This is a genomic window from Streptomyces sp. NPDC002467, from assembly GCF_042889825.1.
Taxonomy (GTDB): Bacteria; Actinomycetota; Actinomycetes; order Streptomycetales; family Streptomycetaceae; genus Streptomyces.
Window position 1 is genome coordinate 1 of the sequence record NZ_JBIARJ010000004.1, and the last position, 15,427, is coordinate 15,427.

Genomic DNA, 15,427 nt, shown 5'->3' on the forward strand with positions numbered 1-15,427 from the left:
CCGTCACACCGGGGCCCCCCCGCCGGGGGGCCCCCCCCCCCCCCGCCCCCCCCACCCCCCCCCCCCCGCCGGGCCGGGGGGGGGGGGGGGGGGGGGGGGGCGGGGCCCCCCCCCCCCCCCCCGCGATCCGGAGCCGGAACCGGAGCACCATCCAAAGCCGGATCCGGAGCCGGACAGTGCTCCGCTAGACGGTCCCGTCCGCCCCGGCCCGCAGCGGCTCCCGGTCCAGGACGCTCCGCTCCCGCTCCGTCAACTGGGGCCCGTCGAGCAGGGGCCGGCGCAGTCCGCGGACCGCCGCGAGGAGGACGTCGGGGCTGCCGAGGACCGCGGCGGGCTTCTTCATCGCCATCACTTCCGTCAGCGCCCGGACCACGAGGAAGTTGCCGATCGCGGTGCGGTTCAGGCGCTGGACGTACCGGGCCGCGAGCCGGTCGCCCAGGGTCGGCGCCTTGCCCACCGCCTCCGGGTAGAAGCGGTCCTGGCCCACGGCCAGGAGCCAGGCCGCGGAGGCCGGCCCGGCGATGGCCTTCTGGGCCTGCCGGGCGAACTTCGGCGCGTCGACCGGGGTCTTCACCGCGGTGTCGCGCAGGGCCAGCGCGCCGAGCGCCGCCGCGGACATGCCGTGCCCGTAGACCGGGTTCAGGCTGGTCGCCGCGTCGCCGAGGACGACGAACCCCGAGGGCATCGCGGCCTTCTCGTACAGCCGCTGCCGGTTGGCCGTCCGACCGTAGACGGCCACCTCGCCGATCGGCTCGGCACGGGCCAGGAAGTCGGCGGCCAGCGGGTGGCGCACGCCTCGGGCGAACTCCTCGAAGAGCTGCTCGTCACCGCTCGGCTCCCCACCGCGGGTGCCGGAGAGGCTGACGTGCCACTGGCCGTCCTCGATGGGGATGACGGAGACCACCTGGCCGGGCGTGCCCAGCCTCGGGTCCGCCTGGATGTTGATGACCGGCCAGTCGGACCCGGCGCCCTCCGGCGCCCGGTAGCGGCGGCTGGCGTAGCGCACGCCGGCGTCCACGACGGTCTCCTCGATCGCGGGTCCGCCGATCGCGGCCAGCCACTCCGGGGCCTTGGAGTCACGGCCCGTCGCATCGACCACGAGGTCCGCGTCGACGACCTCCTCCTCCCGGGCCTCGTCGAGGACCCGGACGCCCGTCACCGCCGACCCGTCGCCGACCAGCCCGGCGATGCGCACGCCGGTGCGGATCCGTACGTTCGGGTGGGCGGCCCGCAGTCCGTTGCGCACCCCCCAGTCGACGAGGTCGCGGCTGGCGCCGATCAGGTAGTGCGTCTCGGTCCAGCGCCGGAACCAGCCCGCCGGGGAGTACGAGACCATCCCGTTCGGGATCGGGATCCGGTGGGCGCCGGCCTCCAGCCAGGTGGCGGTGGTGCCGGGGAGCAGTTCCTCGATGGCGTCGGCCCCGCCCGACCACAGCATGTGGGCGTGGGCGGCCTGCGGCAGCCTCGGCCGGGGGGACGCGGTCTCGGGAAGCACGGTGTCCCGTTCGACGACGAGGACCTCCGCCACGTGCGGCGCCAGGGCCGCGGCGGCGAGGGTGCCCGCCAGTCCGCCGCCGAGGACGACGGCTCGGAGTCTGCCGGAAGGGTTCTGGGTCATCGTGCACTGCTCTCTAGTACGGCTGCTTCACGGGTGGCTCGGACGATGGCGGACCTCGACAGGGCCCGGGACAGGCGCACGAGCCCGAGGGCGCTGTTGGCGGAGGCGAGCAGCGGTCCGTCGCCGGCGCGCTCGGCGGGCGCTTCGGACTGTCCGGCCGCGTGCCTGCTCCACATGACCACGGCGTGGGCCAACACGGCGGCGTCCGCGATCACGGCCGCCTCCTCGTCGGAGGGGGCCGTCTTCAGCGCCTCGGCGAGCGACAGTTCCCGTACCTCGGGGCTGAGGAAGGGGTGGACGCTGAGGATCCCGTCGTAGATGTCGGATTCGATCTGCGTCACCCGTACTTCGATGGGCGTCGAGATTCCGCCGGCCAGGTTGATGCTGTGCCGGGTCGCGGCCCGCAGCTCGCGCCAGGCGGGCTGCAGCTGGTGGTAGCGGCGCCACATCCCGGCGTAGTCCATGAGGCGTTGGGACAGCAGGGGCAGGACGAAGCCGACGCCGATCAGCAGGGCCGAGACGGCGGCGATCGGCGGGGCGATCGGCCAGCTCAGCCGGTCCAGGTCGTGGCCGGTCCAGCGGGCGCCGAGCGCGGTGAACTTCAGCCCGTCGTACACCAGATTGAGGATGTAGCCGACGACGATGAAGATCAGGCCGGCCCGCAGCGGGCCGTGCACCACGCGCGCCCAGCGGGCGCACAGCACGGTCATCGTGACGGCGGCGGTGGTGTGCGCCACCAGGTACAGGACGATCATCTCGCGGATGTAGGGCGTGTTCGCGTAGTACGTGTCGAGGTCGACCAGCCGCTCTTGCGGAGCGTCGCCCAGGACGAAGAGCCCGTTGATCGCGGCGATGACCGCGATGGTGGCCCAGTTGCAGCGGCGGGACCAGCGGGCGGCCCGTTCCGCGTCCTCGGGCCCGCTGCTCCAGCGGATGATGAGGACCAGGTTGGCTCCGGAGAATCCGGTCAGGATCGTGTACACGACCGGTGCGGCCGCGTTCGGTATCCCGGTGAACCGGTTGATGGCGGCGATGGACGGGACCGCGGCCGTGGCGAAGACCCCGGCGGCCGCGAAGAGCAGCACGCACACGGAACGCAGCAGTTCGTCCTTGGGATTGCGCCACAGCGGGGGCAGCTTCAGGAAGCCCGCGAGCAGCAGCAGCGCCCCGGGGATGTAGAAGGCCGCGCCATTGGGATCGTTCATGCCGCCGCTCCGCGCGTTCCGGCGGTGGCGCCGGTGCCCGGCCGTCCGGGCAGAAGGCTGTTCATGCGCATGACTTCCTCACTGGGCGGCAGCTGCCGCCCGCGGCTTCGCCGGCTCCTCATGGTCCCCACCCCCTCGCTCCCGTTCACTTCTGCTGCTCGTCGCTCATGATGAAATCCAGCAGGTCCCGCATCTTGGCCAGCGTTTCGGGGGCGCCCCGGAAGGCGATCGACCGGAGCTGGAACTTCTCCTTGAGCTCCCGCAGGTCCTCCAGTTGACGGGCCTGCTCGCTCGCCAGCCGCTCCTCCAGCGCGCGGTTGAGCGCCTGGGACGGCGTCGCGGTGAGGAAGCCGCGCGGGACCTTGAAGAAGTCCTCTATGCGGGAGGCCAGTTCCAGGCTCGGCACCTTGCGGCCCTTGAGGAGCTCGCCGACCCACTGGGGCGTCACGCCCGCGCCGTCGGCGATCTCCGCCTGGGAGTACTGGAGGCCGTCCGGGCGGCGGCGGGTCTCCCGGAGGAAGTCGAGCCGTTGCGCCACCTGCTGTTGGAAGTCGGTCTCGTACAGGGTCTGGCGTCCCAGGCCGGCGCGTACGACGCTCTCGGGCAGGCCGGTGCTCAGCGACAGCGGGGTCGGGTCGAGGACCGTGGCGCGGTCGAGGTCGGCCTTCTCGATCAGCTCTTCGAGGAGCCCCAGGCTCTTCAGGTGCGGGGCACCCTCGTCGGTCACGGATCCTCCTGGCGATGGTGACCGCGGTCCCCGTAAGACGGTTCGAGGACAGCACTCGGACCGGACACACCGCCCGGACCTGCGAAACCTTAGATCAGAATGACGATCGATTCCACAGTTGAAACGATCGTTTACCCTCGACTCGTCCGCCTCGCCCGGTGGTTCGGGAGCGCCGGGGCGCGGTCGGCCCGGTCGGCGGGGGTCGCGGCCCTGCGGTCGACGGCCCACAGCAGCGGCCCGCACAGTGCGGTGGTGACCAGGGCCATGACCACGAGGGCCAGGTAGAGGGCGGGCGTGAGGATCCCCGCGGCGTATCCGGCCTGGAGTACGACGATCTCGGTCAGGCCCCGGGTGTTCATCAGGGCGGCGAGCCGCAGCCCGGTGGTGTGGGTGAGCCCGCCCAGCCGGGCGCCGAGGTAGCTGCCGACCAGTTTCGCGGAGACGGCGAGCACGGTCGCGTAGAGCAGGGCCCGCCAGGAGAGCACCGCCTCGGGGCCGGCGGCCAGGGTGGTGCCGGTGACGACGAACAGCACGGGCAGCAGTCGGCGCCCGGCCCCGCCGAGGGCTCCGGCGGCGGCGGTCCAGGGGCCGCGCTCACCGTCCGCGGGCAGGGCCAGTCCGACGAGGACCGCTCCGAACACGTCGGTGAGTCCGAACCGTTGGGTGGCGGCCGCCGCCGCCCAGGCCGCCGCGGCCACGGCCGGGATCAGCAGGCGCCGGTGACGCGCGGCCGGGGCGCGGAGCACGGCGCCCCCGACGGTCCGGCGCAGCACGGCGGCCGCCGGGACCCCGACGGCGAGCACCGCGAGTGCCGTCAGGAAGCCGCCCCGGCCCGTGGTCAGGCCGACCGCCAGGGTCAGCAGGACCCAGGTGACGGCGTCGATGGAGACCGCGGAGGCCAGCGCGAGCCGCCCGGTCGTGGTGTGCCGCATCTTCCGGTCGGCGAGGATCCCGGCGAGCACCGGCACCGCGGTGACGGCGAGGGAGATCGCGAGCATCAGCACCAGGGCCGGGGTGGGCGCGGTTCCGCGCAGCCGCGGGTCTCCGGTGCTCAGCACCCACTGGGCGAGCAGCGCTCCGGCGGCCATGGGCGGCAGCACCGATCCGACCGACAGCCACACCACGGCCCTGCCCGGCAGCCGGGCCACGCCCGAGCGGATCTCGTGGGCGGCGCCGACGAGGAAGAGGGCCAGTCCGAAGTGGCCCAGTCGCGCGAGCGGTTCCCGGCCCGGAGCGCCGGGGCCGCCCCAGCCCGCCCAGGCGGAGAGGGCCGCGCCGAGCAGGAGGCAGCAGGTGATCTCGCCGACGATCCCGGGCTGCCCGGTGCCTCGGGCCACGCGCCGGCCGATCAGCGCGCACAGCGCGGTCACCGCGAGGACGAGGGCGAACGCGAGGGGCGCGGCGAGGGGTGTGGCAAGGGGTGCCGCGAGGGCGGGTGCGAGCGCGGTCGGCCGGAGCGCGTCCACGGGGTCTCCTCGGCGGTCCGTCGGGGCGGTGCGCGACGGCTCTTCGATACCCGGGCCGGTCCGCGAAATTCCGGACCGGCCCGCACGGGCCGCGACTGTGTGCGGTCGCCGTCCTCCGCGTGTCGGCCAGTTGTCCTGATTTCGGCTCGTTCGTGAGGAGCACGAAGTCCCGCCCTCCGGGATGATTCGCCCGCCCCGCGAGTGCAACAAGGTGGTGGGGCTCATGACTTCACCCTCCGTACCGAAGGGAAGGAACGGCCACGTGCGCATGAAACGCCTCGCACCACTGCTCGCCACCACCGCCCTCCTCGCCACCACCGTGCCCCTGCTCTCCGCGACCGGTGCCTGGGCGGCCGCCCCCGCGCAGGAGTTCGGGCAGCAGAAGCCCGCATGGCACCGTTGCAGCCCCGAGCAGCCGGCCTCGTACGAGTGCGCCACGCTCAAGGTCCCGCTCGACCACCGGCGCCCCCAGGGGCGCACCATCGACCTCGCGATATCCCGGGTCAAGAGCGAGAACCCCGCCAAACGGCACGGCGTACTGCTGATCAACCCGGGTGGCCCGGGCGGTTCCGGGCTGGACCTGCCGCTGATGATGGACGCGGAGATGCCCAAGGACGTACGCGACCGGTACGACCTCATCGGCTTCGATCCGCGCGGGGTCGGCGCGAGCGATCCCGTCTCCTGCGGACTGACCGACGACGAGGTGGCCATCAACCGCCCCTACCACCCGGAGAGCTTCTCCTCCGACGTCGCGTGGGCGCGGACGGTCGCCGACAAGTGCCGCGACAAGGCCGGTGACGTGCTGCCGTACATCACCACCCGCAACACGGCCCGCGACATGGACGTGATCCGTGCGGCGCTGGGCGAGCGCAAGCTCTCGTACGTGGGCTACTCGTACGGGACCTACCTCGGCGCCGTGTACTCGCAGATGTTCCCGCAGCGCACCGACCGTTTCGTGCTCGACAGCGGGGTGGACCCGCAGCGCGTATGGCGGGGCATGCTCCAGGTCTGGGCGACGGAGGCCGAGCCCGCCTTCGCCCGGTGGACGAAGTGGGCGGCCGAGCGTTCGGCCGAGTACGGGCTCGGCGACAGCCCGGAGGCGGTGTCCGCCACCCTCTGGGGGCTGGTGGCGCGCGCCGACCGGGAGCCGATCGAGTTCGAGGGCGTCAAGGTCACGGGCGACGTCATCCGGGCCGCGCGGGCGGTGTTCTTCTACCCGGCCCAGGCCACCCCGATGGTCGCGGCCCTCAAGGCGGCGGCCGAGGGTCGGCCGCTCCCCGCGGGCGTGTCGGCACCGGAGGTGAAGCAGCTGCTCACGGGCGGGCGCGGCGCCGCCGAACCGGCCTCGGACAACGGCGTCTCGGTGTTCTGGTCCGTGGTGTGCGGGGACACGGGCACCTGGCCGCGCTACCCGGAGCAGTACGAGCGGGACGCGGCGAGGGACAAGGTGAAGTACCCGCTGTACGGGGACTTCGCGTCCAACATCAAGCCGTGCGCCTTCTGGAACCGGCCCGTCGAGGCCGCGACCCCGATGCGGACGCGGGCGAACGTGCTGACCGTGCAGAACGAGTGGGACTCGCAGACCCCGCTGGCCAGCGGGCAGGGCCTGCACCGGGCGCTGAACGGCTCGCGGATGGTGCTGGTGGAGGGCGGCGAGGGCCACGGCGTGTACCTGGCGGACCCGAACTCCTGCGCCAACGCGCACGTGAACGCGTACCTGGCCACGGGCCGGCTGCCAGACCGGGACGTGACCTGCCGGAACCCCGCCCCGCAGCCGCCGACCGCTAAAGCCCGGCCCGGTTCCCCGGTTCCGTCGGCTCCGCTGCCCTTCCCCGCAGGACCCGACCGCTTCTGACCGGGCCCGCCCCGTACGGACCCCGCTGCGCATCGGCCCGGCCGCCGCGCAGCGGGGTCAGCAGTGCGCCGCCGAGGATCAGCAGGCACAGCGCGCCGCCGGCCAGGCTGATCGCGGGGACGCCGTGGCGGGCGGCCAGCGCCGTGAGCACGGCCGCGCCGATGGGGCCGGAGGCGTTGTGCACCGTCCAGAAGGCGGAGGTGACCCGTCCCAGCAGGTGGTCCGGGGTGACCTCCTGACGCAGGGTCATGGTGCAGACCCCGCCGAGGGTGATCCCGAACATGAACGCCGCGGACAGCGCGGCGATCACGGGCACGCTCCGGCTGAGGCCGATGCCCGCCACCGACACCCCGACGAGGGCGAGCGAGGCGGGCCAGCAGACGCCGATGCCGAAGACCCGGCGCAGCCGCCCGGCGGCGAGGGCCGCGATCGCGGACCCCACCCCGCCGGCGGCGATGACGTAGCCGAGGGTGACGGCGTCCCGGCCGAGGTCCTCCTTGACGTGGAAGATCAGGAGGTCGGTGGCGCCCATGGTGACGAAGGTCAGCAGGGTCAGCTGGATGGTCAGCGGGCGCAGCAGCGGATGGCTCCACAGGAAGCGGAAGCCCACGACGAACATCTCCCGGAGCACCTCCCCGCCGGCCGCCGGCCGCTTCCCGGACGGCTCGGCCCGCTCGGCCTGCTCGGCCTGCCGGTGGAAGGTCACCCAGCCCAGGCTGACGGCGGAGACGAGGAAGGTGGCCCCGTCGACGGCGAGCGCCCAGTCGGGACCGACCCCGGCGGCGATGAACCCGGCCGCGGCCGGCCCGAGCAGGCTCCCGAGGGCGAAGGTGCTGAACAGCCGCCCGTTGGCGGTGGTGAGGTCCTCGGGGCGCACCAGTTGGGGCACCGCCGTCACGTACGCCACGTCGAAGAGCGTCTTCAGTACGCCGACCACCGCGGTCAGTACGTACAGCACCCAGATCCGGGGCCCCGCCAGCCAGACGAGCGGCAACGCGCCGAGCAGCACCGCACGCGTCAGATCGCAGACGATCATGAGCCGGCGGCGGTCCACTCGGTCCACCACGTACCCGGCGAACAGCCCCGTCCCGATGCCGGTGGCGCCCGCGACGACGGTGACGAGGCCCATCTGGACGAGGGACCCGGTGGCGTCGAGGACGAGCAGCGGCAGCGCGATCATCGAGATGGAGCCGCCGAGGACGGAGAGCGCCTGGCCCAGCCAGAAGACGTTGAAGTTCCTGTTTCCCCGCACACCGGGACGGTAGTGGCCGGTTCCCGGACTGTCACCTGCTTTTGTCCGGCGCCGGGAACCGCCCCGGGCGGGAGGAAGGAGCGCCCTACCCGAGCAGCGCGTAGACGGTGGACGCCGTGGCGGCCGGCTCGTCGGAGCCCTCGGGGGTCAGGGTGATGTCGGCGAAGGCCATCCGCTTGCCGAGCTTGGTGACCCGTACCCGGACGATCACGTCGGCGCCGACCACCGGGCGTTGGAAGCTGGTCGACTGCTGGACGGTGGTCATCGGCCCGTACGCGCCGCGCGCCGCGGAGATCGCGATGACGGTGGCGGTGTCGGCGGCGGCCATCATGGCCTGCCCGGAGAGGCCGCCGCCGTCCCGGGCCAGTTCGTCGGACCAGGGCAGCCGCAGTACGGCGTGCCGCTCGCCCGTCTCCTGGACGGTGAGCCCGAGGGCGAGCACCCAGGGGGCGAAGTTGTCGGTGAGGATCTTGTCTGCGTCAGCGGGGGAGAACGTCACCGGGCGATTGTGGCGGCCCCGCCGGGCCGCCACAATCCCCTTTCGGCCGTCACGGGTCAAAGCGTGGCGGCCAGCTCCGTGCCCTGGCGGATGGCCCGCTTGGCGTCGAGCTCGGCGGCCACGTCGGCGCCGCCGATCAGGTGCGCCTCGACGCCGGCCGCGCGCAGCGCCTCGTACAGGTCGCGGCGCGGCTCCTGTCCGGTGCACAGGACCACCGTGTCGGCGGGTACGAGGTGCTGCTCCTCGCCGACGGTGATGTGCAGGCCCTCGTCGTCGATGCGGTCGTACGTGGCTCCGGCGACGGAGACGACCCCGCGGTGCTTCATCTCGGCGCGGTGGATCCACCCGGTGGTGGTGCCGAGGCCGGCGCCGACCTTGGTGGTCTTGCGCTGGAGCAGGTGGACCTTGCGCGGCGGCGCGGGACGCTCGGCCTTGGCGAGCCCGCCGGGTCCGGCGTACGAGGTGTCCACGCCCCAGTGGCGGAAGTACACGTCGGGGTCCTGGGAGGCGCCCTCGCCGCTGTCGGTGAGGTACTCGGCGACGTCGAAGCCGATGCCGCCGGCGCCGACGACGGCCACGTGCTCGCCGACGGGGGCGCCGTCGCGGAGCACGTCGAGGTAGCTGACGACCTTGGGGTGGTCCACGCCCTCGATCTGCGGGGTGCGGGGGGTGACTCCGGTGGCGACGACGACCTCGTCGTAGCCCTGGAGGGTCTCGACGTCGGCGCGGGTGTTCAGCCGGACCTCGACGCCGCTCTCGGCGAGCTGGGTGCCGAAGTAGCGGATGGTCTCCTCGAACTCCTCCTTGCCGGGGACGCGTCGGGCGATGTCGAGCTGGCCGCCGATGTGGCCGGAGGCCTCGAAGAGCGTGACGGCGTGGCCGCGGCCGGCGGCCGAGACGGCGCAGGCCAGACCGGCCGGGCCGGCGCCGACGACGGCGACGCGCTTCTTCAGCTTCGTCGGGGAGAGCACGAGTTCGGTCTCGTGGCAGGCCCGCGGGTTGACCAGGCAGCTGGTGATCTTGCCGCTGAAGGTGTGGTCGAGACAGGCCTGGTTGCAGCCGATGCAGGTGTTGATGGTCTCGGAGCGGCCGGCGGCGGCCTTGGCCACGAAGTCGGCGTCGGCGAGGAAGGGCCGGGCCAGCGACACCAGGTCGGCGCGCCCGTCGGCGAGGAGTTCCTCGGCGATCTCGGGGGTGTTGATGCGGTTGCTGGTGACGAGGGGGACGGACACCGCGCCCATCAGCCGCTTGGTGACCCAGGTGTAGGCGCCGCGCGGGACGGAGGTGGCGATGGTGGGGATGCGGGCCTCGTGCCAGCCGATGCCGGTGTTGATGATGGTGGCGCCGGCCGCCTCGATCTCCTTGGCGAGCCGCACGACCTCTTCGAGGGTGGAGCCGCCGGGGATCAGGTCGAGCATGGAGAGGCGGTAGATCAGGATGAAGTCCTCGCCGACGGCCGCGCGGGTGCGGCGGACGATCTCCAGCGGGAAGCGCATGCGGTTCTCGTAGGCGCCGCCCCAGCGGTCGGTCCGCTTGTTGGTCGCGGCCGCGATGAACTCGTTGATCAGGTAGCCCTCGGAGCCCATGATCTCGACGCCGTCGTACCCGGCGAGCTTGGCGAGGCGGGCGGCGCGGACGAAGTCCTCCACCGTGCGCTCGACCTCGACGTCGGTGAGCTCGTTCGGGACGAAGGGGCTGATGGGGGCCTGGATCGCGCTCGGCGCGACCAGGTCCTTGTGGTAGGCGTAGCGCCCGAAGTGCAGGATCTGCATGGCGATCCGGCCGCCCTCGGCGTGCACGGCGTCGGTGATCACCCGGTGCTCGGCCGCCTCGTCCTCGGTGGTGAGGCGGGAGCCGCCCTCGAAGGGCCGGCCCGCGTCGTTGGGCGCGATGCCACCGGTGACGATGAGCCCGGCGCCGCCTCGGGCGCGCTCGGCGTAGAAGGCAGCGAGGCGCTCGAAGCCGCCCTCGTGCTCTTCGAGGCCGGTGTGCATGGACCCCATGATCACGCGGTTCGGCAGGGTGGTGAAGCCGAGGTCCAGGGGGCTCAGCAGGTGCGGGTACCGGCTCTGGGAACTCATGAGGGGGCGCCTCCTCGCGCGGGGGTGATGAACCTGTTCTAGCGAGGGGCGCCCCGTTTTGCAACTAAGTGCAAAACCGGTGGGGCCGGCCTCCCCCGGATTCCCCGGGAAGCCGGGGCCCCGCTGTGGCGGAGTTCACGCCTCCCGCATCGCTGCCCATCCGACGGCGGCCCGCGGTGGTGTGACGGCGGCGCGTACTGTCGGCCGGATGACGGAGCACCACACCCTCACCGTGAACGGCGTCCGGCTGGCGTACCAGGTGGCCGGCCCGGCCGGCGGCGACCCGCTGCTCCTGCTGGCGGCGCTGGGCGAGACCGCGGACGACTGGGCCCTCGTGCGCGACGCGCTCGCGCGGGACCGCCGGGTGTACGCCCTGGACCTGCGCGGCCACGGCCGCAGCGAGTGGAGCGGCCCGTACGCTCTGGAGCCGATGCGCGACGACGTGCTCGGCTTCCTGGACGCCGTCGGCCTGGACCGGGTGGACCTGGTCGGCCACTCGATGGGCGGTGTGGTCGCGTACCTGGTCGCCCAGCACAGCCCGTGGCGGGTGGTCCGGCTGGTGCTGGAGGACGCACCGGCGCCGCTCCCCCGCGAGCCGGTGGCCCCGGTGCGGCCCGAGGGCGAACTCGACTTCGACTGGGCGGTGGTGCTCGCGGTACGGCCGCAGCTCGACCGCCCCGACCCGTCCTGGACGGAGGGCCTGTCCCGGATCACGGCCCCGACCCTGGTGGTGGCGGGCGGCCCCGACAGTCACGTCCCGCACGAGGGCATCGCCGAGCTCGCCCGCCGGATCCCGGACGCCCGGCTCACCACGATCCCGGTCGGCCACCTGGTGCACGCCGCCGCACCCGAGGAGTTCACCGCGGCGGTCACCGCCTTCCTGGCCGACGTACCGGACGACGAGATCGCCCGGCGTTGGCTCGCCGAGGACGGAATCACCCAGACCGGGCCCGATGCCTGGTTCGACGCGGAGCCGCCCGCCCGGAACCTGACCGGGGAGGACCTGTGCAACGATCTCGGTTCGATGGCCTTCACCGACGAACAGCTCGACGTGGCGGGCAGGTTGCGGGTGGCGCTCGGGCTGACGGACCTGCTCGGCGGTCACTTCCTGGTGACCGGGCAGATCCACTCGGCCCATCTGGGGCCCGAGGGACCGCTGCCCGGGGAGCTGCTCTGGGGCGGCTACCGGCGCAGGCTCGAAGCCGTCCGGGAGTACCCCGCGATCACCGACTCCCTCTGGTACGACTGGTTCGAGGTCTGGCCCACCTCCGAGGAGGCCTTCGCCGAGGTCCTCGGCAACGACCGCGACCGGCTGCTGCCCGGCGCCCCCGAGCCGCTGCTGCGCCGGGCCCGCCGGGTCCTGGAGTGTTCCGGCCCGGTGCCGTGGACGGCCAAGGCGGCCACCTACGAGGCTGCGGCCCGGGTGCCCGAGCTGCACCCGGCCGTCTTCCGTGCCCTGCGGGCGAGCTACCACGACCTCTACGGGAACCTCGAACCGGAGCCCGCACTGGGCCTGTTGGACCGGCTGAGGCTGCCCGCCGACACCGAGCACCTGGCCCCGCTGCGCCGGGTGCTCGCCGCGGGGCACCGCAACCACTACCGCAGCCCCGAGGCCTGGAGCGCGGCGACCGCGTCCGGTGCCTGACCGGTGGATCAGGCGCGGCGCAGGCGGACCGTGACGATCTGGAACGGGCGCAGGGTGAGGGCGACCGTGCCGTCCGGAGCCGCGTCCCCCACGGCCGTGCCGTCCAGGGGCCGTTCCAGCAGGTCGCTCTCGACCGCCGCCGTGATCGGGAAGTCCGCCGTCAGGGTGGCCCGGGCCCGGCCGCCCAGGGATTCGTAGAGGCGGACGATGACGTCGCCGCCGCGGTCCTCGGCCAGTTTGACCGACTCGACGACGACCGCGTCGTCGTCGACGGAGAGCAGCGGGGGCACGACGCCCGACCCGCGGACCACCCGTTCGGGCAGGTTCAGCGCGTGGCCCTCGCGGACCGCGTCGCCGATGCCGGCGGCGGGTGCGAGGGAGAACCGCAGCGTGTGCCGGCCCTGGTCGGTCTCCGGGTCCGGGTAGCGCGGGGCGCGCAGGAGGGAGAGGCGGATCGTGGTGGTCTGGCCTCCGTCGGCCCGTACGTCGCGGGTGACGTCGTGGCCGTAGGTGGAGTCGTTGAGCAGGGCCACGCCCCAGCCGGGCTCCTCCGCGTGGATCCAGCGGTGGGCGCAGATCTCGAACTTGGCGGCCTCCCAGGAGGTGTTGGTGTGCGTGGCCCGGTGGACGTGGCCGAACTGGGTCTCGGAGGAAGTGCGTTCGGCCTTCACGTCCAGGGGGAAGGCGGCCTTCAGGAACTTCTCCGTCTCGTGCCAGTCCACGTCCGTGACGACGTCCACCGTCCGCGCGCCCGCCTGGAGGGTGACCGTCTGCACCACCGAGGAGGAGCCGAAGGAGCGGGTCGCGGTGACGGTCGCGGAGGCGGGGCCCGCGTCGTCGAGCTCCAGGGAGTCCACGCCCACGAGGTCGGTGACCTTGTTGCGGTAGAACTCGTCGATGTCCCACGCGTCCCACATGTTCGGGAAGTCGGGGTGGATCTGGAGCAGGTTGGCGGCGGCGCCGGGGGCGATCGACTCCCGGTCCGACGCGAGGTCGTACGCCGAGACGATCAGGCCCCGGCCGTCGATCTCCACGGTCAGCCGCCCGTTCCCGAGGACGTACCCGCCGCCGGGCCGTTCGCCCACGGTGACCGGTGGCCACCCGTCCCCGGTCGGGCGGCCCGCGCCGCCGGCCGGGATGCCGCGCCGGGTGTGCGGGGCGCAGTTGAAGACCAGTTCCTCCGTGCCCCGCCCGGCCAGCGCCTGCTGGGAAGCGAGGGTGATGGCCCGGAGTTCCTCCCGTACCCGCTCGTACGTCTCACGCGCCTCTCGGTGCACCCAGGCGATGGAGGAGCCCGGCAGGATGTCGTGGAACTGGTGCAGCAGGACCGTCTTCCAGATCCGCTCCAGGTCCTCGTACGGGTAGGCGAAGCCCGGGACGCGTGTCGCGGCCGTCGCCGACCACAACTCGGCCTCGCGCAGGAGGGATTCGCTGCGCCGGTTGCCCTGTTTGGTCGTGGCCTGGGAGGTGTAGGTGCCGCGGTGGAGCTCCAGGTAGAGCTCGCCGGCCCAGACGGGCGCGTCCTCGTACTCGGCGCGGGCCTTCTCGAAGAAGGAGTCGGGCCGCTCGATCTCCACCCTCGGTGAGCCTTCGAGGTTCCGCTGCCGCTCGGCTCGGGCGAGGTGCTCACGGGTGGGTCCGCCACCGCCGTCGCCCCACCCGAAGGGCGCCAGCGAGCGTGAACCACGGCCCTTCTCGCGGTAGTTGCGCGCGGCGTGCGCCATCTGCGCGGGGCCGAGGTCGCAGTTGTAGGTGTCCACGGGCGGGAAGTGCGTGAAGACGCGGGTGCCGTCGATGCCCTCCCACCAGAAGGTGTGGTGGGGGAACCGGTTCACCTGCGACCAGGAGATCTTCTGCGTCAGGAACCACTTCGACCCGGAGAGCCCGACGATCTGCGGGAGCGCGGCGGAGTAGCCGAAGGAGTCGGGCAGCCAGACGGTGCGCGTCTCGATGCCGAACTCCTCCAGGAAGAACCTCTTGCCGTAGAGGAACTGACGGACCATGGCCTCACCGCCGACCATGTTGGTGTCGGACTCCACCCACATGCCGCCGACGGGCACGAAGCGGCCCTCCGCGATCTTCTTCTTGACCCGTTCGAAGAGCCCCGGCCGGTGGGACTTGAGCCAGTCGAGTTGCTGCGCCTGCGACATGGCGAAGACGAACCCGGGGTGTTCGTCCATCAGAGCGACCACGTTGGAGGCGGTCCGGGCGACCTTGCGGACCGTCTCGCGCAGCGGCCACAGCCACGCCGAGTCGATGTGGGCGTGGCCGACCGCGGCGATCCGGTGCGCGGAGGCTTCGGCGGGGGCGGCCAGCACTCCGGCGAGACGTTCGCGCGCGGCGGCCGCCGTGCCGGGCACGTCCGCGAGGTCCACCTCGTCGAGCGCGGCGCCGATGGCCCGCAGGATCCCGTACCGCCGGGCGTCCTTGGTGTCGAGCTGCGTCATCAGGTCGTAGAGCACTTCGAGGTCCTGGACCAGTTCCCAGACGTCGGTCTCGAAGACGGTGAGGTCCATCCGCGCGAGCCGGTAGAGGGGCCGGTCGTCGCAGGTCAGCCGGTCGCCCTCGAAGGTGGCCGACTGGTCGACCAGGACCGGGTTGGAGGCGGCCTCCACGTACCACTCGACCCGTTCGCCGCCCACCGCCCGGTCGGCCACGCGCACCCAGTCGCCGTACGGGTTCAGCGCCTTGACCTCGCTGCCGTCGGCCCGGTGGACGAGGCCCTCGCACTGGAAGCCGGGCATCATCCGGTCGAAGCCGAGGTCGAGGACGGCCTCCACCGTGCGGCCGGCCCACTCGGCGGGGACGGTACCGGTGACCTTGAACCAGGTGGTGCCCCAGGCCGGTCCCCACGGGTCACCGGGGGCGCAGGGCCCGTAGACCGCCGCCAGGCCCTCGGCCACGGGGACGGGTTCGCCGGGGGCGTCCCACCGCTCGACGGTCAGCGGGACGCGGTGGGAGCGGACGGCGGGTTCGATGCGCTCGCCCAGGACCCTGCGGAGACGGTGTTCGGTGATGCCGCGGTCATCGTGCATGGGAAGTCGGTTCCCGCCCGGGTCCGATCCGATACCTCGAACAC

10 protein-coding genes are annotated in these 15,427 nt (G+C 73.1%); 2 read left to right on the top strand and 8 right to left on the bottom strand.

Annotated elements, in window-relative coordinates:
• Positions 1-184: 184 nt before the first annotated feature.
• The 4 genes from ACFYYJ_RS09695 to ACFYYJ_RS09710 all read right to left on the bottom strand — a co-directional run bounded on the left by ACFYYJ_RS09695 (position 185) and on the right by ACFYYJ_RS09710 (position 5,016).
• Positions 185-1,618 carry an NAD(P)/FAD-dependent oxidoreductase gene (locus ACFYYJ_RS09695; protein ID WP_385121937.1) on the bottom strand — a complete coding sequence of 478 codons (1,434 nt, stop codon included), beginning with the start codon at positions 1,616-1,618 and terminating at the stop codon, positions 185-187.
• Positions 1,615-2,823 carry an MAB_1171c family putative transporter gene (locus ACFYYJ_RS09700; RefSeq protein ID WP_385357696.1) on the bottom strand — a complete coding sequence of 403 codons (1,209 nt, stop codon included), beginning with the start codon at positions 2,821-2,823 and terminating at the stop codon, positions 1,615-1,617. Before ACFYYJ_RS09700 ends, ACFYYJ_RS09695 begins: the two co-directional genes overlap by 4 nt.
• A 145-nt stretch (positions 2,824-2,968) precedes the next feature.
• Positions 2,969-3,550 carry a helix-turn-helix transcriptional regulator gene (locus ACFYYJ_RS09705; protein WP_385121933.1) on the bottom strand — a complete coding sequence of 194 codons (582 nt, stop codon included), beginning with the start codon at positions 3,548-3,550 and terminating at the stop codon, positions 2,969-2,971.
• 131 nt (positions 3,551-3,681) lie between these two features.
• A complete protein-coding gene (locus ACFYYJ_RS09710) occupies positions 3,682-5,016 on the bottom strand; it encodes a cation:proton antiporter (protein ID WP_389130552.1) in 1,335 nt (444 codons plus the stop codon).
• A 268-nt stretch (positions 5,017-5,284) separates the two neighbouring features.
• Here ACFYYJ_RS09710 and ACFYYJ_RS09715 point away from each other — a divergent pair, with 268 nt between their 5' ends.
• Positions 5,285-6,871 carry an alpha/beta hydrolase gene (locus ACFYYJ_RS09715; RefSeq protein WP_389131325.1) on the top strand — a complete coding sequence of 529 codons (1,587 nt, stop codon included), beginning with the start codon at positions 5,285-5,287 and terminating at the stop codon, positions 6,869-6,871.
• On the opposite strand, the gene ACFYYJ_RS09720 is transcribed toward ACFYYJ_RS09715, so the two are convergent.
• The 3 genes from ACFYYJ_RS09720 to ACFYYJ_RS09730 form a co-directional block, all read right to left on the bottom strand.
• Positions 6,801-8,123: an MFS transporter gene (locus tag ACFYYJ_RS09720; RefSeq protein WP_389130554.1), complete on the bottom strand. Its 1,323-nt coding sequence runs from the start codon at positions 8,121-8,123 to the stop codon at positions 6,801-6,803. The two genes, ACFYYJ_RS09715 and ACFYYJ_RS09720, sit on opposite strands and share 71 nt — an antisense overlap.
• A gap of 85 nt (positions 8,124-8,208) precedes the next feature.
• Positions 8,209-8,622, bottom strand: coding sequence for a PaaI family thioesterase (locus ACFYYJ_RS09725; RefSeq protein WP_385121925.1), 414 nt, complete (start codon positions 8,620-8,622; stop codon positions 8,209-8,211).
• A gap of 56 nt (positions 8,623-8,678) precedes the next feature.
• Positions 8,679-10,703 (bottom strand): FAD-dependent oxidoreductase, encoded by a 2,025-nt coding sequence (locus tag ACFYYJ_RS09730; protein WP_389130557.1) that lies wholly within the window; start codon positions 10,701-10,703, stop codon positions 8,679-8,681.
• 208 nt (positions 10,704-10,911) lie between these two features.
• Between ACFYYJ_RS09730 and ACFYYJ_RS09735 the strand changes: the two genes are divergently transcribed.
• On the top strand, positions 10,912-12,348 hold the full coding sequence (locus tag ACFYYJ_RS09735) for an alpha/beta fold hydrolase (RefSeq protein WP_385357686.1): 1,437 nt from the start codon (positions 10,912-10,914) through the stop codon (positions 12,346-12,348).
• 8 nt (positions 12,349-12,356) lie between these two features.
• Here the strand turns inward: ACFYYJ_RS09735 and ACFYYJ_RS09740 are convergent, their stop codons facing one another.
• Positions 12,357-15,383 (bottom strand): alpha-mannosidase, encoded by a 3,027-nt coding sequence (locus tag ACFYYJ_RS09740; RefSeq protein ID WP_389130560.1) that lies wholly within the window; start codon positions 15,381-15,383, stop codon positions 12,357-12,359.
• Positions 15,384-15,427: the final 44 nt, after the last annotated feature.